A 17,135-nucleotide genomic window follows, 5' to 3' on the forward strand; every position below is an offset into this window, starting at 1 on the left:
CCCGAACCGCGTCGCGACCCAGGGCCACGCGGGCAGCCGCCGGGTGGATCCGGCCGGAGAGCACCTGAGATCTGTCCGCCGAGGATTGCATCGACCGCCGCTCGCTGGGCCCGACAAGGCTCGGCTGATAAAAGCAGAGTTGGTTAAGCCTGTCCGAAACCTGCCCCGCCTTCGGCTTCGAAAGCGGTGCGGGTGTGGGAACACCGCCACATCCAGGACGCGTCCCCGCGGCGGACCTGGCCGTGGCGCGGGCAGCGCCGCCCCGGCCTCGCCACCCGGGCGCCGACGGCGCGCACGGCGCGGTGCGGCGACCTGGGCCACGGTTCCGCGCGATCCGGGAATGGCGCAGAACGCCCGTCCGGTCCGCAATCCGCGGTTGTTGGGGTTCGGCCGGTGCGGGGCGAGGAAGCGAGCGGATGCCGACCATCGGCCTGAGCATGATCGTCAAGGACGAGGCCCACGTCGTCGAGCGCTGCCTGGAGAGCGTTCGCCCCCTCATCGACGCGGTGGTGATCGTCGACACCGGGTCGAGCGACGGCACGCCGGAGGTCGTGCGCGCCTACCTCGCCCGCCGCGGCATCCCCGGCTCGGTCGTCGCGGAGCTCTGGCGCGACTTCGCGCACAACCGCACCTCCGCCCTCGCGGCGCTGCGCGCGCGGCCGGAGATCGACTACGCGCTGGTGATGGACGCCGACGACAGCCTCGCCTTCGACCCCGGCTTCAACGCGGCGGCCTTCAAGGCCGGGCTGAAGGCGGATGTCTACGACCTGGAGATCCGGCACGGCGAGACCGTCTACCGGCGGTCGCAGCTCTTCTCCAACCGGCTGGATTTCGCCTACCGGTCGGTGCTACACGAGTACCTCGTCGTGCCGCCCGCGGCGGGCGCGCGCGCCGCGGCTTCGGGTCTCGCCATCGTCTACGGTGGCGACGGGGCGCGCTCGCGCGATCCAGAGAAATACGCCCGGGACGCCGCCCTGCTCGAGGCGGCGCTGGAGACCGAGAGCGACCCGTTCCTGCGCGCGCGCTACACCTTCTATCTCGGGCAGAGCTACCGGGATGCCGGGCAGGCCGAGCCGGCGCGCGCCGCCTATCTTCGCCGGGCCGAGCTCGGCCACTGGGACCAGGAGGTGTTCGAGAGCCTGCGCAACGCCGGCTACCTGATGGCGCGGCAGGGGGCGCCGACGGAGGCCGTCCTCGCCGTGCTGGACCGTGCCGCCGCCGCGGTGCCGGAGCGCGCCGAGGCCCACCACGCCGCCGCCCGCATCTGCCGCGAGCGCGGCGAGAGCGCCCGCGGGCTCGCCGCGGCCGAGCGGGGTCTCGGCCTGCCGCGACCGGAATCCGGCCTGTTCCTCCAGCCCTGGATCTACGAGTCCGGGCTGCTCGACGAGTACGCGGTGAACGCCTACTGGGCCGGGCGCGACATGGACTGCCTCGTGGCGTGCGCGATCCTCCTGTCGCGGGCGGGTCTCGATCCCGACACGCGCGCGCGGGTGCGGGCCAACCGCGACTACGCCCACGACCGCCTGCGGGCGCGCGGCTCGCCGTGGGTCGGCACCCTGGAGGACCGCGCCCCGCGGATCGCCGTGGTGACCCCCTACGGCGCGGAGCCCCCCGACATCCTCCGGCGCTGCGTCGCGTCGGTGCAGCGCCAGACCGTGCGGGCGGACCACATCCTGGTGGCCGACGGCCACCCGCAGGCGTGGCTCGACGGTGCTGTGACCCGGCACGTCGGGCTCGGCCGCGCGGGCACGGACCCCGGCGGCGCGGTTCAAAGCGGTGCGGCCTGGGCGGTCGGCGGCCTGCTGGCGGCCTCGGCGGGCTACACGGCGATCTGCTTCCTCGACGCGGCCTGCTGGTACGACGACGACCACGTGGAGCGCTGCCTCGTGGCGGCGCTGGCGGTCGGGTTCGACCGGTGCGGCTTCGCCGCCGCCTCCCGCCGGTTCCGGCGTCCGGATCTGAGCGAGATGCCGATCCGCGACGAGGATCCGGACGCGTTCGTCGACGTGAGTTGCTACCTCTTCCTGCCGGCGGCCTACGGCCTGCTCGGGACCTGGGCGCTGATGCCCCCGGCGATCGCTCCGGTGGGCGACCGCCTGTTCTTCCTGCGCGCGCGGGCGAGCGGTCTCGCGGCGGGCCGGACGCGGCGCCCGAGCGTGAACTGCGTCGCCGCCTTCGCGGCCGTCTACGAGGCGCTCGGCGAGGCGGCGCCTCCGGAGGCGCGGGCGCTGCCCGACCATGCCGCCTACCGGGCCTGGATCGACGCCCTCTCGCCGGACGCCCTCGCGACGCTGCGCGCGCAGATCGGGGTCGACGTGCGGGATCTTTATCCGTCCGCGACTGGCTGAGGCGGATACTGACGGGCGCGGCCCGCGCCCGGCCGGTTGCCGTCCATTTACAACAGTGCGGCCAGAAAGTGCGCGGCGCGGTTGCCGGCGCGGCCATCTGGTCCCACCATGGCGCGCCCGCCCGTTGGATCTTCCCGCGATGACGCCCCTGAGACACGCCTGCGCGATCGTCGCGGCCTGCGCCGCACTGGCGACTCCCGGCGCGGTCCAGGCCCAGCAGCGGATCGGCGCGACCACCGTGGTCCAGAACGACGTCTCGCGCGTGAGCGGCGCCCAGCGGGACAGGCTCGCCACCGGCGAGGCGGTGTTCCGGAACGAGGCGGTCCAGACCGGCGCCGACAGCTTGGCGAAGATCGTGTTCGTCGACCAGACCAACCTCTCGATCGGCCCGAATGCCCGGGTGTCGCTGAACCAGTACGTGTATTCGGAGGATCGGCCCGCCGGGAAGGTGGCGCTCAACCTGCTGAAGGGCACCTACCGTTTCGTCACGGGAGACCTTGAGAAGAAGGCCTACCAGATCAACACCCCGGTCGCGACGATCGGCGTGCGCGGGACGACCTTCGACGTGTCGACCACGGGGAGCCGGAGCGTCATCACCCTGCTGAGCGGCGCGGTGCAGGTCTGCACCCGGTCCGCCACGCCCCAGGTCTGCCTCACCCTGGACCAGTCGGGCCAGGTGGCGATCGTGACCGCCACCGGCGCGACCATCGCGCCGAACAACGGCTCCGAGACGCGCTTCGCCTTCTCCGGCTATTGCGGGGCGAACCCGGGGCTGTGCACGCCGACGCGGCTCGCCGAGAACGGGACCGTGCCGCAACCGACCGCCTTCGCCGCGCTCTGCGGCCGGTGAGGCGCGAGGAATCGACCCCGCCGCGACAGACCGCCCCCCGGCGCCGCTACAGGCCCGGCCCCTTGGCCGCACCGAGGATCCGGCCCGGCCGCCCCTCGGCAGCCCCCTGCACCAGCACCACCCAGGAATCGGCGTCGGCGACCGCGGCGGCGGAGCGGGGCACCTCGAACCGGGCGGGTTCCCCGGTCCAGGGTCCGAGCCGCAGCAGGCCGCGCACCACGTTGAGATAGGTGGCGGTCCGCCCGCCGTTCTCGCCGCCGCCGATCGCCACCGTCCGGCTGGTGAGCACCGGCACGAGCCAGACATCGCCCCGCGCGTCCCGGCCGTCGGCGGGGGCCGCGCCGACCTCGACCGCGATGCGGCCGTTGCGGACCTCGTCCCGGACCGCCACCGGCAGGCCGCCCCGGTGGTCGGCCTCGCGGATCAGCCGCTCCAGCGCCGCCCGGTCCGAACCGACCGCGAAGGCGCTCCCGTCCACCACCGCCTGCGGGGTGAACACCTGACGACCGCCGCGGCCCCGCGCATAGGCCCGCTGCCGCTCGCTGAGCGGCTTCAGGCCCAGCGTGTCCTTCCAGCCGAGATAGTCCCAGTAGGTCACCGGCAGGGTCAGGACGACCACGCCGGGCTTGCGGGCGAGGTCGCGGATCACCGGATCGGCGGCACGGCAGGCGCCGCAGCCCTGGCTCGTGAACATCTCCACCACGGTGCCGACCGGCTCCGCCGGGGCGGCGACGGCGGCGAGGCCGGCGAACACGCCCGCGGCGAGCGACCCGGCACGCAGGGCCGTCACGACCCGGACGCGGCCCGAACCGGGGCGGCGCGGACGATGGAACGGGACGGCGCCTGCCGGCTCGCCTCCCGAACGATCAGGCACGCTTCGGGCGCGGGACCGCTGCGTCATGCTTCCATCTGAGCGCGCCGGGTCAGGCGTGGGAAATCACGTTGGCTTGAAGGCCCTCGACCTCCGGTTGCATAGCGGGTTTTCCCGGCTTCGGCAGCATGTCCGGGCGCCAGCGGCGGTGCATCCACAGCCACTGGCCCGGATGCTCGCGCACCCAGGCCTCGACGGTCGCGGTCATCGCCTGCATGGCGCCCGCGACGTCGATCAGCCCGTCCGGCCCGCGGGGCAGGTCGAGGGCCGGCGTCAGCTCCAGGCGGAAGCGCTCCCCCGGCAGCCGGACGACGCGGACCCCGTGCACCGGGCAGTCGTGGTGCCGGGCGAGCTTGGCGAGCAGCGGGTTGGCGAGGCAGGGCTGCCCGAAGAAGACCACGGGCACGCCGCGGGTGAAGTGCTGGTCGATCAACTGCCCGAGATGGCCGCCGCGCTCGACCACGCCCTGCATCGCGAAGGCGGCACCGGGGCGCGAGGCGGCCAGCCCACCCATGGTCGCGCGGCGGACCTCCTGCACGAGCCGGGCGGCGGCCGGGTTGTTGGGTGGCCGGAACACGGCGGTCGCCTCCAGCCCGAACCGCGCCGCGCAGATCGCCGGCAGCTCCCAGTTGGCGAGATGGGCGGAGAAGATCAGCCCCGGCCGGCCGTCGTCGCGCAGGGCGAAGAAGTGCTCGATCCCCGCGACCTCGGTGCGCCCGGGCGCGGCCGCAGCGGGGTCGTAGTCGAACAGGGTGTCGAGATGGGCGTATTCCGCGCCGGTGCGGCCGAGATTGTCCCAGGCCGCGCGGGCGATGCCCCGCACCTCCGCCCCCGGCATCCCGGGGAAAGCGGCGCGGATGTTGGCCAGCGCTGTGCGGTGGGCAGGCAGCAGCGGGCCGATCCCGCGCAGCAGGGCGCCCCCGAGCACGGCGGCGCGCTCCGGCCCGAGCAGGCGGGCCAGCGCGAACACCGCGCGGATCACCGGGATCATCGCGTAGCCGGCGAGCCGCGGGAAGGAGCGCTTCAGGAGCAGGGCGAGACGCAGCACAGGCGGGTTCCCGAGTGCGGACGCCGTGCCCGCAAGGCTGCGCTTAGAGCATCATTTCCGGATCGACGCGAACGAACTCACAGGGAGACCAAGATCTTCCCGAACACCTTGCGCGATTCCAGTCGCTTCAGCCCGGCCGCGAACTCGGCGAGCGGGTAGACCGTGTCGACGACCGGGCGGATGCCGGCGGCCATCTTGTCGAGCGCCTGACGGATGTTGCCGAGCGAGCAGCCGAACGAGCCGGTGATGCGGTACTGTTGCTGGAACAGTTGCATCAGGTTCATCGTCGCCGAGACGCCCGAGGTCGAGCCGCAGGTTACGAGCCGGCCGCCGCGCTTGAGGCAGAGCAGCGAGCCGTTCCACGTGTCGGCGCCGACATGCTCGAACACCACGTCGACGCCCCGGCGCTTCGTCAGGCGCCGCACCTCGCCCTCGAAGCGCTCGTCCCGGTAGTTGATCACGTGGTCGGCGCCGAGTTCGGCGGCCTTGGCGCCCTTCTCGTCGTCGCCCACCGTGGTGAAGACGGTGCAGCCGATCGCCTTGGCCATCCGGATCGCCGCCGTGCCGATGCCGGAGCCGCCCGCGTGGACGAGAACGCTCTCGCCGGGCTCCAGCCGGGCGTTGTCGAACAGCATGTGCTGCACCGTGCCGAAGGCGATGCCGGCGCACGCCGCGTCGGCGTCCGCTACACCCTCCGGCACCGGCACGGCGAGGCGGGCGGGCAGCGTCACCAGCTCGCGGGCGAAGCCGTCGAGGTGGAAGCCCATCACCCCCGACACGTCCTCGCACAGGTTGTCGCGCCCGTCGCGGCAAGCGCGGCAATGCCCGCAGGTCATCGCGCCGTAGGGCACCACGCGCTGGCCGATCGCGAGCCCGGATACGCCCGCGCCGAGCGCGTCCACCTCGCCCACGGCCTCGGCCCCGACCACCAGCGGCAGGCGTCGCTTGGCGAAGGCCATGCCGCGGAAGCCCCAGACGTCGATGAAGTTGAGGCCGACCGCGCGGATCCGCAGCCGCACCTCGCCGGCCGCCGGCGGTGGGGCGGGCTCGATCTCGGTCAGGCGCAGATCGCGGTCGCCGAAGAGTTGCAGGGCTCGCATCGCTTTTTTGCTCACTCCGGCGCGAGGTAGCGGCGCCGCGCCCAGCCCACAATCGGCCCGACCTTGACCCGGCACCACGTGGTGCGGCTCGGGGTATCGTTGGTGCAGCCGAAGACCAGGGCGCGACCGCGGATCTCGCCGACCACCTCGGCGCCCGCGTCCGGCTCGACGCGGATGCTCAGCGTCTCGCCCGGCGGGAGGCCGGAGAGCCGGTAAGTCTCCGGCTCAGCACAAGCAGGCCCCACGCCGAAGCAGACGATCAGGAACGGGATGGAGCGGGCGAGTCGCATCGGCAGAGTCAGAAGAAAGTCAGGTGCGGTGGACGCCCAGCATCGCGGTCAGGCCGCCGTCGACGGGCAGGACCGCGCCCGTGATGTAGCCCGCCCCCTCCCCCATCAGGAAGGCGGCCAGCGCCGCGACCTCGTCGGGCCGCGCGAAGCGGCCGGCGGGGATCTGGGCCTCCATGCCGGCGCGGTGGGCGGCGTAGGGGGCCATCATCGCGGTGTCGACGAAGCCCGGGGCGATCACGTTGACGGTGACGCCGCGCTTGGCGGTCTCGATCGCCAGCGTCCGGCAATAGGCGATCAGGGCGCCCTTGCTCGCGGCGTAGGCGCCGTTGCCGGCATTGCCGCGCAAGGCCGCGACCGAGCCGACCGCGACGATCCGCCCGGAGCGCGCGCGGACCATGCCGCGCATCAGCGCCTTGGCGAGCCGGGTCAGCGAGAAGAAGTTGACCTGCATCGCCGCCTCGGCCCGGTCCTGATCGAGCATCGCGGCGAGCGCGTCGCAGGGCTGGCCGGCATTGTGGACGAGGCCGTGATAGCCCACCGCCTCCGCCGCGTCGCAGAACGCGTCGAGGGCGGCGCGATCCGCGAGGTCGAGGGCGTGGGCGGCGAAGGCCCGGCCGGGATGGGCCGCGCGCAGCTCCGCGAGCAGCGCTTCCGCGGCCTCGCCGGACGTGCGGTAGGTGAGGTCGACGGAGAACCCGGCGCCCGCCAGCGCGCGGCTGATCGCGGCGCCGAGCCCCGAGGCGCCGCCGGTGACGAGGACGCGCCGCGCCTCCGCCCCGCTCATGCGCGTGCCCTCATCGCCGGCGCTCTCATGCCCGCGCCCTCATGCCCGCGCCCTCATGCCGGCTCGATCCCGAACACGAGGCAGGTGTTCTGGCCGCCGAAGCCGAAGGAGTTCGACAGCACCGTGCGCACCGGCAGGTCGCGGGCCTGCGCCACCACGTCGAGGCCGAGCGCCGGATCGGGCACCCGGTGGTTGATCGTCGGCGGGATGCGGCCGTGTCGGAGGGTGAGCAGCGAGGCCGCCGCCTCGATCGCCCCGGCGGCGGTCAGGGTGTGGCCGATCATCGACTTGTTGGAGGTCACCGGCAGGTGCGCCGCCCGCTCGCCGAACACGGCGGCGAGCCCCAGCGCCTCCATCCGGTCGTTCTCGGGCGTCGAGGTGCCGTGGGCGTTGACCGTGTCGATCTGCTCGGGCGCCAGCCCGGCATCGTCGAGGCTCGCGCGGATCGCCGCGATGATCGGCGCCCCGTCCGGGCTCGACCGGGTGCGGTGGAAGCCGTCGCCCTTCTCGCCGCAGCCGAGCACGTAGCCGAGGATCGCGGCGCCCCGCGCCGCGGCGGCCCCCGCATCCTCCAGCACCAGGGCGGCGGCGCCCTCCCCCATGACGAAGCCGTCGCGGTCCTTCGAGAACGGTCTTGAGGCCTGCTCCGGCGGGTCGTTGCGCGTGGAGAGCGCTGAGAGCAGCGAGAAGCGGATCAGCGATTCCGGGTTCACCGAGCCGTCGGTGCCGATGCAGAGCGCCGCCGCCGTCTCGCCCCGGCGGATCGCCTCGACGCCGAGTTGGATCGCGGTCGCCCCCGACGAGCAGGCGGTGGAGAGCGAGATCGGCGAGCCGCGGGTGCCGAAGCGGTCGGCGATCCGGTCGGCCACGGTGCCGAAGATGAACAGGTCGTGCCAGTCGTCGAACCGCCGGGAGCCGGCCGCGCGGATGAGCCCGGCATAATCGACCGGCCCCGTCCCGCCCGCCGCCTCGGCGAGCGCCCGCCGCTGCGGCCACTCCATCTCGACGGGCGGCACGGCGATGAACAGCGCGCCGGGGAAATCCCCGGGCCTGCCGATCCCGGACTGCTCCACCGCCTCCTCGGCCGCCGCCGCGGCGAAACGCTCGGACAGGAGCGGCGCCACCAGCGGCTCGGTGTCGAGGTCGTCGACCGTGCCGGCGATGCGGGTGCGCAGGCCGTCGGTTGGGAACCGTGTGATCGCGCGGATTCCCGAGCGGCCCTCGACCAGGGCCGCCCAGGTCTCGGCCTGTCCCCGCCCGAGAGAGGAGACGATGCCGAGGCCGGTCACCGCGATCAGCGGCCGGCCCCGGGGGTCGCGGTGCGCGCGTGGGGTCATGGGCCCGTCCTGTACGGGATTTTTCCGGCCCGCACACCCGCACCGGGCCGAGGCGCCGCGCGTGCGGATGGCGCGGCCCGGAGCGACCGCCGTCGCCCGGCGGGTGCACGGACGGAGATCAGGCCGGGGGTGCCTCCGCAGGGGCGTTGGCGAGCCGCAGGACGGTCTGGAGCAGAACGTCGGCGCCGGCCGCGCAATCGCCCTGCGTCGCGGACTCGGACTCGTTGTGGCTCACCCCGTCCTTGCAGGGCACGAAGATCATCGCCGTCGGGACCCGGGCCGCGAGGTTGCAGGCGTCGTGGCCCGCCCCCGAGACGATGCGGCGGCGCGGGTGGCCGAGGTTCTCGGCGGCGGCCTCGACCGCGGCCACGACCCGGGCATCGAACGGCACCGGCTCCTTGCGCCAGATCCGGGCGAGTTCCACGGTCAGGTTGCGCCGCGCCCCGATCTCGGCGGCCGCCGCGTGCAGGGCCGCCTCCATCGCGTCGAGCGTCGCGGAGCGCGGGTCGCGGATGTCGAGGGTGAAGGCGACCCGGCCCGGCACCACGTTGCGCGACGGCGCCAGGATCGCCGCCTCGCCGACCGTGGCCACCGCGCTCGGGGCGTGATCCAGGGCGATCCGCTCGGCGGCCAGCGCGAATTCCGACAGCGCCAGCAGAGCGTCGCGCCGCCGCGGCATCGGCGTCGTGCCGGCGTGGCTCTCGAAGCCGGTGATCGCGCCGTCGAACCACGCGATGCCCTGGCCGCCCTCGACGACGCCGATGGTCTTGGCCTCGGCCTCCAGGATCGGGCCCTGCTCGATGTGCAGTTCCACGAACGCGCCGATCGTCTGGCCGCCCACGGCGACGTCGCCGCGGTAGCCGATGGCGTCGAGCGCCTCGGCCACCGTGACGCCCGCCGCGTCGCGCTTGGCCAGGATCTCGTCCGCCGTGAAGTCGCCGGCATAGGCCGCCGAGGCCATCATCGCCGGAGCGAAGCGCGAGCCCTCTTCGTTGGTCCAGTTGACGACCATCAGCGGCGCCTCGGTCTCGATCCCGGCGTCGTTCAGGGTCCGCATCACCTCCAGCCCCGCCAGCACGCCGAGCACGCCGTCGAACTTGCCCCCCGTGGGCTGCGTGTCGAGGTGCGAGCCGAAGGCGACCGGCGGCCGGCTCATGTCGCGGCCGCGGCGCAGGGCGTACTGGGTGCCGAGGGCGTCGACGGAGACGGCGAGCCCCGCCGCCTCGCAGGCGTCCCGGAACCAGTCGCGCACCTGCCCGTCCTCGGCCGAGAGGGTCAGCCGGTTGATGCCGCCGTTCGGGGTCCCCCCGAAGGCCGCCGTCTCGTGGATCGTCGCCCACAGGCGCGCCCCGTCGGCGCGCAGGTTGTGGGTGCTGCTCGGACTCGTCTGACTCATGCCACTTCCTTGCACGGCCCCGCGCCGTACCGCGAGATGCCTGTGATGGCCCCGCCGGCCGCGCCGGGCAACCGGGATCGCGTCCGCTCCGTCCCCGGAGACGCCGCCGCCGCACCGCGCCAGGGACCGGATCCGGCTCAGCCCGCCGTGCGGCGCACCGGAGAGGCGGCGAGCAGGGCGGACCCGTCCACGGCGAGCGCCGCGGCGATCTCCCCGAGCGCGCTCGCCTCGATGCCGCTGATGCCGTCGTGGTCGGCCACGTCGGCGGCGATCAGGAAGACGTTCTCGCGCTGGCGCTCCGGCCGGCCGGCGAGCGCGGCGACGTGGCGGAGGTTCTCCGCACGTCCCAGCCGGGTCCGGGCCCGGGCGATGCCGTCGTACAACTCGGTCTCCAGCATCCGCGCGTCGTAGCCCTTGACCAGCACCGGGTCGGCGCGCAGCCCCTCCAGAGCGGTCTCGAACTCGTCGCCCGCCACCTCCCCGTCCGCGACGATGACGTTGGCGGCGGCCGAGACGGCGGCGAGCATCAGCGTCCGGTCGCCGGCATAGGCGGTGACGGTGCGGCCGAGGTGCCCGAAGAGGTCGCGCAGGAGGGACATGCCGGTGCTTCGCGAGCGGTTGCGGAGCCTGTCGATAGCAGAGCGCGTCCGAACCGGGGACGCGTCCGCCGCGAAAATCTGCGCCCGGACCCGTTCGGACACGTGCGAGCAACACGGCCGTGCGACCTGAGTCCCGCCGCGACGCGCGCGGCCGGCGGGACCTGGCCCAGCAGCCCCCTCAACCGGGCCGGGCCCACCGTCTCGCCGCCGGGACGAGGAGCGGGCCGCCCCAGCATCGCCCTCCGGCCCGGCGGCGGTTTTCCGCGCGCGATGACCGACCACCGCCGCGAGCGGCTCCTGCTCCCACGCACCGGCCCGCCGCGCGACGGCGAAGGCCCCGCGATGCCGTCGCGCTCGGCCCGCCACAGGTTCTCGGCCGCGAAGCCGCGTGCGGCGGCGGAACAGCGTGGCGGCGTGCGCCATTCCCGGATCTCAGCCCGCGGATCCGATCACCGCAAGCGCGACCGGCGCCAGGATTGTCGACCGTCGAGGCGATTCGCCCGGAGTTCGACGCCGTCGGTGCCGCGCCGCCGGGCACGAGGCGGCCCCCGGACCGACGATTCGTCCGCCCGGAGCCGCGACCATGGCGGGAAGACGACGCCGCCATGCACCGGGCGCGCGACAGTGTCCGACCGAATTCGGGCCCTCGGTGCTGCAATGCAGCATGAACGCCCTTTCCCAACGCTTCGGATCGTGGCATATTGAATTGTCCACAACCTAACCGCCTCGTTCGCCCCTGCCCCGACCGGCCGGCGGCGGCCGGCTCGACGCCGAGTCGACGGGATCGGATAGTTCCCTGAACGAAGGAACAGCGCGCCCTCGCGTGGACGGCGGCGTCACGGAGGTCGTCGGGTCGGTGACAGCGTTGAAGACACTCCTCGTCGGCGTCATCGGTCACGTCGATCACGGCAAGACCGCACTGGTGCGCGCCCTGACCGGTGCGGAGACCGACCGGCTGAAGGAGGAGCAGGCGCGCGGCGTCTCGATCGTCCCGGGCTTCGCGCTGCTGGCGGGCGACCCGGGCGAGATCGACCTCGTCGACCTTCCGGGTCACGAGCGGTTCGTGCGCGCCATGGTGTCGGGCGCCACCGGCATGCGGGCGGTCCTGCTCGCGGTCGACGCCAACGAGGGCATCAAGCCCCAGACGGTCGAGCACCTGGAGATCGCCCGGCTGATCGGCGTGCGCAGGGGCGTCCTGGCGCTGACCAAGGCCGACCTCGCCGGGCCCGAGACGCTCGCCGCCCGCGCCGCCGAGATCGCCACCGCGGCCGCCCGCGCCGGGATCGAGGCCGGTCCGGTGATCGCCACGTCCACGGTCACGGGCATCGGCATCCCGGCCCTGTCCGCGGCGCTGACCGGGCTGCTGGACGAGACGCCGCCGGGTGCCGATGACGGCTTCCCCTACCTGCCGGTCGACCGGGTGTTCTCCCGCGCCGGCTTCGGCACGGTGGTCACCGGCACCCTGCGCCGGGGCCGGCTGGCGGTGGGCGACACCGTGGAGATCGCCCCCGGCGGGCGGACCGCGACGGTGCGCGGCCTCCAGATCCATGGCCGCTCGGTCGAGGCCGCCGAGCCCGGACGGCGCACGGCGGTGGCCCTGCGCGGCGTCGGGCTCGACGAGGTCGCCCGTGGACAGGCGCTGTGCCTGCCGGGGCTGCTCGCCCCCGCGCGGTGGTTCGACGTGGCGATCTCGGCGGCCGCGAGCGCGGAGGCGGCGCTGCCAGGGGGCACCGCCTGCCGGCTGCTGTTCGGCACCTCCGAGGTGCCGGCGCGGCTGCGGCTCCTCGACCGCGAGGCGCTGGAGCCGGGCGCGAGCGCGCAGGCGCAACTGCATCTCTCCGCGGACGCGGCCGTGCCGGCGCGCGAACCGTTCGTGCTGCGGCTCGACTCGCCGCCCGCCACCGTCGCGGGCGGCCGCATCCTCGATCCCGCGAGCCGCCGCCGCCGCCGGGGCGATGCCCGGATCACCGCGGATCTCGCCGCCATCGCCGCCGGGCGCCCCGCCGAGGCGCTGGCGGTGCGGCTCGGCCAGGCGGGCGCGGCCGGCGCCGGTCTCACCGAGCTGGCCCGGCTCGCGGGCACGGCGCCCGAGCGGGTGCGGCGCCTGCTCGCCGCCTCGGGGGCGCGGGAGATCGCCGAGCGCTTCGTCGGCGCCCCAGCCTTCGCGGCCCTGCGCACCGGCGTGCTCGCGGCCCTGTCGCAGCACCACCACGAGCACCCGATGGAGCACGGCATCGCGGTCGAGCGCCTCGCGCGGTCGCTGGTGCTGACGGAGCCGGTGACGGGCGCGGTGCTGCGCGACCTCGGGGCGACCGGCGAGGCGGCCCAGGCCGGACTGCTCTGGCGGCGGGCCGATTTCGACCCCGCCCGCAACGAGACCGAGACGACGCGGCGTCTGGAGCAGGTCTTCCGCCGCGCCGGCCTGAACCCGCCCGACGAGGCCGAGGCGATCGGCCGGGACATCCGCCGCCGCGAGGCGCTGACCTACCTCGTCGGGGCCGGCACGGTGATCCGCGCCGTCGACCGGGTGCAGCGGCGGGCGGTCCTGTTCCACAAGGAGGCGGTGGCGAGCGCGCGGACGCGCCTCGCGCAGGCCTTCCCGAACGCCGGCACCGCGGAGACCGGCTTCCTGGCGCGGGAAGCCGGGGCGACGCTCGGGATCTCGCGGAAGTTCTCGATCCCGCTGCTGGAACACCTCGACGCCACCGGCTTCACCCGCCGGGCCGGCGACCGCCGCGTCATCGTCGCGCTGGAGGCCGGCGCTCAGTAGTCGGAGCCGAGCCAGTCGTCGCGGCTCGGCTCGTAGCAGGTGTAGCCGACGAGGCAGGCCGGATCGTCGCGGGTCGGGCGGAAGGCGCGCCGGGCGATCTCGGTGGGCTCGCAGAACGACCGGTCGCGCACGAAGCGGTCGTAGGTCTGGCCGCCGGTGCCGAGCACGACGGCGCCGCGGGCCTCGACGAGGCGGGCGGCCTGCCCGCAGTTCATGGCCGTCGTGGAGGGCCGTCCCTGCGCAGCCGCCGGGCCGAGCGAGGCGGCGAGCAGGAGGATGGCCGGGAAGGCTGATTGCGACACGGCTTGGCTCCGCACCGTTCCGCCCCGCAACCGCGCGCCGGGCCTGCCCGGAGAACGCGGTCACGGCTCACCGTATCGGGTGGCTCTTCGTCGCAGAACGGGCCGACGCCCCGCCTCCATCCCGCTCAGATCTGATCCGGTCGATCGCCGCGCACCGCGGTCGCCGGGCGCCGGGTCGTGTTCCAGGCCGCCGAGTTGGTGGCCGCCGAGACGGCCGGGGGAACGCGCAGGATGGCGCCGTAGGCCGGGAGATGGCGGCGGGCGCAGGCCTCCCAGGTGTGGCGCCCCGCGACGAGGCGGGCCGCCGCGGCCAGCGGCCGGCGCCGCTCCGGCTCCAGACTCGCCCGCATCGCCGCAGCGACCGCGCCCGCGTCCTCGGGATCGACGAACAGGGCCTCGCTGGTCCGCAGGTACTCGGTGAAGGGGGGCCGGGCCGAGACGATGGCGGGGGTCCCGCAGGCGATCGACTCCAGCACGGAGAGCCCGTAGCCCGTCGCCAGGGCCGGACAGACGAGGGCGTCGGCGAGGCGGTAGAGGGCGGGCATGTCGGCCTGCGCCACGGCGCCGATGCGAATCACCGGCTTGCCGGGACCGACCTCCAGCCCCTCATGTTCCAGGGCGGCGCAGCAACGCGCCGCGTAGCCCGCGTGGTCCCCGGAGGCCGCGCCGGCCAGCACCAACTGCGCGCTGGGCAGCGTCGCCCGGAGTGCGGCGAAGGCCGTGATCGCCGTGAGCGCGTTCTTACCGGCCGCGAAGCCGCCGAGGACGAGGAAGACCGGGCCCGCGCCGAGACCCAGGCGGCGGCGCAGCTCGGCGTCGCCGGGGCCGGGCTCGGGTGCGTAGGCGGAGCCGTCGACCCCGCCGCCGACCGGGTCCGCCGACGCCCCGTACTCGGCCGCCAGCGCGGCGACCCCGATCCGGCTCGCGCAGAGCAGCCGGCCGGCATCGAGGATCGCCCGGTCCCGCAGCGGGGCGAGGTGCGGGTCGAACCCCGCCTCGACCCGGTGGACGGTGCGGACGAAGCCCGGGATCAGCCGCCGCCGGGTCAGGGTCGCCAGGGCGTTGCCGCCGATCTCGCAATGGGCGTGGAACACGTCGAAATCGCAGGCCGCGGGCATCGAGAAATGCGCGAGGCAGGCGGCGATGCCGGCGCGGATCCGTTCTCCGGGCTCGGCGGACGGGGTCTTGGCCGCCACGGAGAGGACGGGGCAGCGCGCCTCGCGGAAGAACCCGCGCCCGGTCGGATCGGGGGCATGCACGACCGCCTCGTGCCCGAGCCCGCACAGGGCCTCGGCGAGGCCGAGGGCGTGGGCGACGCCGCCGCCCGGATCGGTGGATGGGGTCAGGATGGCGATGCGCACGCACGGGCCCCCGGGACGCCTTCGAGGCCCGCGGCCGCGGGCCTCGTCCGGGGTTCCCGGCGCGGTGCGGCGTGTCGGACGGCCGACCCCTTTGCCCCTCCCGGGATCTGCGCCGGAGCACAAGCATCGTTCGTGCCGTCCGACCCGGCCGAGCCATCGGTCCGAGAACGCTGCCCCGCCTTTTCGCAGGCGGACGAACTCGGAGGCGCCCGCAAACGACCATGATTCGGCTCGACGGTTCGCGATGCCGTCGCGATCGACCTGCGAGTGGTGAATTTTGCGTTACGGATTCACACAGCCTTCAAGCATCCGCGGGAACCCGGGCTTCCGGGATCGCGGCGCAGTCTGTATCGAGCCTCCACGCGAGCCGAGCCCGACGGTCCCCGTGCCCCACACCACCTCTGCCCATCCCCTGCGCGCGCTGCTGCGCCGCGCCGCTCTGGCCGCCGGCCTGTTGCTGCTGCCGACCGCTGTGCTGGCCTATGCCGACCTCTTGCCGGATTCGCTGGATCTCCTCGGCATCGACCTGCACGAGACGCCGGACCTGCCGCACGTCGCCCGGCAGATCGCCATCGGCGCGCCGCTGCGGATCGTCGCCTTCGGCTCGTCCTCCACCGAGGGCATCGGCGCTTCGAGCCCGGCCAACGCCTACCCGGCCCGCCTCCAGGCCGACCTGCGCGGCCGGCTGCGCGGCCTCGACGTCACGGTGGTGAACCGCGGCATCGGCGGCGAGCACGTGGACGACATGCTCGCCCGCCTCGACCGCGACGTGATCCGGGCCGAGCCGCAACTGGTGATCTGGCAGACCGGCAGCAACGACCCCCTGCGCGGCGTCTCGCTCGCGCACTTCCGCGAGGCGACGCTCGCCGCCGTGCGCCGCATCCAGGAGGCCGGCATCGACGTGGTTCTGATGGAGCCGCAATGGTGCCCGACGCTGGAGGCGACGCCGGGCTCGCACCGGTTCCGCGACGCGGTGCGCGAGATCGGCGCCGAGCTCGACGTGCCGGTCATCCGCCGGGCCGACCTGATGCAGGACTGGGTGCGCGACGGCAAGGTGACGCGCAAGCAGCTCTTCGCCGCGGACGGGCTGCACATGGCCGACGGCGGCTACGCGCTGCTCGCCAAGGCGGCGGCCGAGTCGATCCTGCGCGACGCCGGCCCGGTCCAGGTCGCCGAGGCGGTCGCCGAGTAGCGACCCGTCCGCCCGCCGTCGCCGCGCCCGCTGGACGGCGCGGGCCCGCCTCCCCATCTCGGCCCGGATCGACCGGAGCCGAGCCCATCCCCAGCGGACGCGGCTCCGACGTCGTCGCGCGACGCGCCTTCCCCGCCGGATCGGTCTCCGGCGGCGGAGCGCGCAACCGGAGCGTTGGTCTTGAGTCACGACGAGCGGGGCGGGCCGCCCCAGATGCACGCCACCACCATCCTGATGGTCCGCAAAGGCGGCCGCGTCGTCATCGGCGGCGACGGGCAGGTCAGCCTCGGCCAGACCATCGTGAAGGGCAACGCCCGCAAGGTGCGCCGGCTCGCCAAGGGCGCGGTGATCGGCGGCTTCGCCGGGGCGACCGCCGACGCCTTCACCCTGTTCGAGCGGCTGGAGGGCAAGCTGGAGCAGTATCCCGGCCAGCTCACCCGCGCCTGCGTCGAGCTGACCAAGGACTGGCGCACCGACCGCTACCTGCGCCGCCTGGAGGCGATGATGCTGGTGGCCGACCGCGACGTGAGCCTGCTGCTCTCCGGCGCCGGCGACGTCCTGGAGCCCGAGAGCGGGGTGATGGCGATCGGCTCCGGCGGCAATTACGCGTTGTCCGCCGCCCGCGCCCTGGAGGACGGCGACCTCGACGCCGAGGCGATCGTGCGCCGCGCGATGGCCATCGCCGCCGAGATCTGCGTCTACACCAACGGGAACCTCGTCATCGAGGCGCTCGAGGTCGGCGGATCGTAGGTCTGCCCGTCGCGCATGTTGCATTGCAGCGTGAGCGTCACTAGGGTCGGGCCATTCGCAAGGACCCGGTGAGAGCCCGGGTGGCTCTTCCGGCCGCCGATCCGCCGGACCACGCACACGAGACGCCGCCGTCCCGC

15 protein-coding genes and 1 other annotated feature are annotated in these 17,135 nt (G+C 74.5%); of the genes, 5 read left to right on the forward strand and 10 right to left on the reverse strand.

Annotated features, from left to right (window positions below; translation table 11 throughout):
- The first annotated feature begins 416 nt into the window (after positions 1-416).
- A complete protein-coding gene (locus tag Q8W71_RS05685) occupies positions 417-2,348 on the forward strand; it encodes a glycosyltransferase family 2 protein (RefSeq protein WP_305524357.1) in 1,932 nt (643 codons plus the stop codon).
- A gap of 139 nt (positions 2,349-2,487) precedes the next feature.
- On the forward strand, positions 2,488-3,198 hold the full coding sequence (locus Q8W71_RS05690; protein ID WP_305524358.1) for a FecR family protein: 711 nt from the start codon (positions 2,488-2,490) through the stop codon (positions 3,196-3,198).
- 46 nt (positions 3,199-3,244) lie between these two features.
- Here the strand turns inward: Q8W71_RS05690 and Q8W71_RS05695 are convergent, their stop codons facing one another.
- The 8 genes from Q8W71_RS05695 to Q8W71_RS05730 form a co-directional block, all read right to left on the reverse strand.
- Positions 3,245-3,988, reverse strand: coding sequence for a DUF1223 domain-containing protein (locus tag Q8W71_RS05695; protein ID WP_305524359.1), 744 nt, complete (start codon positions 3,986-3,988; stop codon positions 3,245-3,247).
- A gap of 133 nt (positions 3,989-4,121) precedes the next feature.
- Positions 4,122-5,117 (reverse strand): lipid A biosynthesis lauroyl acyltransferase, encoded by a 996-nt coding sequence (locus tag Q8W71_RS05700; RefSeq protein WP_305524360.1) that lies wholly within the window; start codon positions 5,115-5,117, stop codon positions 4,122-4,124.
- 77 nt (positions 5,118-5,194) lie between these two features.
- Positions 5,195-6,217: a zinc-binding dehydrogenase gene (locus tag Q8W71_RS05705; RefSeq protein WP_305524361.1), complete on the reverse strand. Its 1,023-nt coding sequence runs from the start codon at positions 6,215-6,217 to the stop codon at positions 5,195-5,197.
- A gap of 11 nt (positions 6,218-6,228) precedes the next feature.
- A complete protein-coding gene (locus Q8W71_RS05710) occupies positions 6,229-6,507 on the reverse strand; it encodes an SH3 domain-containing protein (protein ID WP_305524362.1) in 279 nt (92 codons plus the stop codon).
- 19 nt (positions 6,508-6,526) lie between these two features.
- Positions 6,527-7,291, reverse strand: coding sequence for an SDR family oxidoreductase (locus Q8W71_RS05715; RefSeq protein WP_305524363.1), 765 nt, complete (start codon positions 7,289-7,291; stop codon positions 6,527-6,529).
- A gap of 53 nt (positions 7,292-7,344) precedes the next feature.
- Complete coding sequence (locus Q8W71_RS05720) at positions 7,345-8,628, reverse strand: beta-ketoacyl-ACP synthase (protein WP_305524364.1); 1,284 nt, start codon at positions 8,626-8,628, stop codon at positions 7,345-7,347.
- A 118-nt stretch (positions 8,629-8,746) separates the two neighbouring features.
- Complete coding sequence (locus Q8W71_RS05725) at positions 8,747-10,024, reverse strand: Zn-dependent hydrolase (RefSeq protein ID WP_305524365.1); 1,278 nt, start codon at positions 10,022-10,024, stop codon at positions 8,747-8,749.
- Positions 10,025-10,161: 137 nt separating this feature from the next.
- On the reverse strand, positions 10,162-10,623 hold the full coding sequence (locus Q8W71_RS05730) for a tellurite resistance TerB family protein (RefSeq protein WP_305524366.1): 462 nt from the start codon (positions 10,621-10,623) through the stop codon (positions 10,162-10,164).
- A gap of 823 nt (positions 10,624-11,446) precedes the next feature.
- On the opposite strand from Q8W71_RS05730, the gene selB reads away from it, so the two are divergent.
- Positions 11,447-13,393: a selenocysteine-specific translation elongation factor gene (selB, locus tag Q8W71_RS05735; RefSeq protein WP_305524367.1), complete on the forward strand. Its 1,947-nt coding sequence runs from the start codon at positions 11,447-11,449 to the stop codon at positions 13,391-13,393.
- Here the strand turns inward: selB and Q8W71_RS05740 are convergent.
- Both Q8W71_RS05740 and Q8W71_RS05745 read right to left on the reverse strand, forming a co-directional pair.
- Positions 13,387-13,695, reverse strand: coding sequence for a hypothetical protein (locus Q8W71_RS05740; RefSeq protein ID WP_305524368.1), 309 nt, complete (start codon positions 13,693-13,695; stop codon positions 13,387-13,389). The two genes, selB and Q8W71_RS05740, sit on opposite strands and share 7 nt — an antisense overlap.
- A 125-nt stretch (positions 13,696-13,820) precedes the next feature.
- Complete coding sequence (locus tag Q8W71_RS05745) at positions 13,821-15,056, reverse strand: MSMEG_0565 family glycosyltransferase (RefSeq protein ID WP_305524369.1); 1,236 nt, start codon at positions 15,054-15,056, stop codon at positions 13,821-13,823.
- A gap of 385 nt (positions 15,057-15,441) precedes the next feature.
- Here Q8W71_RS05745 and Q8W71_RS05750 point away from each other — a divergent pair, with 385 nt between their 5' ends.
- Positions 15,442-16,248: an SGNH/GDSL hydrolase family protein gene (locus tag Q8W71_RS05750; protein ID WP_370875345.1), complete on the forward strand. Its 807-nt coding sequence runs from the start codon at positions 15,442-15,444 to the stop codon at positions 16,246-16,248.
- Positions 16,249-16,461: 213 nt separating this feature from the next.
- Positions 16,462-16,998 carry an ATP-dependent protease subunit HslV gene (gene hslV, locus Q8W71_RS05755; RefSeq protein WP_305524437.1) on the forward strand — a complete coding sequence of 179 codons (537 nt, stop codon included), beginning with the start codon at positions 16,462-16,464 and terminating at the stop codon, positions 16,996-16,998.
- A gap of 58 nt (positions 16,999-17,056) precedes the next feature.
- Positions 17,057-17,112: a sequence feature (sul1 is cis-regulatory element that is thought to sense ions involved in sulfur or methionine metabolism; They are found in Alphaproteobacteria), on the forward strand.
- Positions 17,113-17,135 lie beyond the last annotated feature (23 nt).

The organism is Methylobacterium amylolyticum, assembly GCF_030700245.1.
GTDB lineage: Bacteria > Pseudomonadota > Alphaproteobacteria > Rhizobiales > Beijerinckiaceae > Methylobacterium.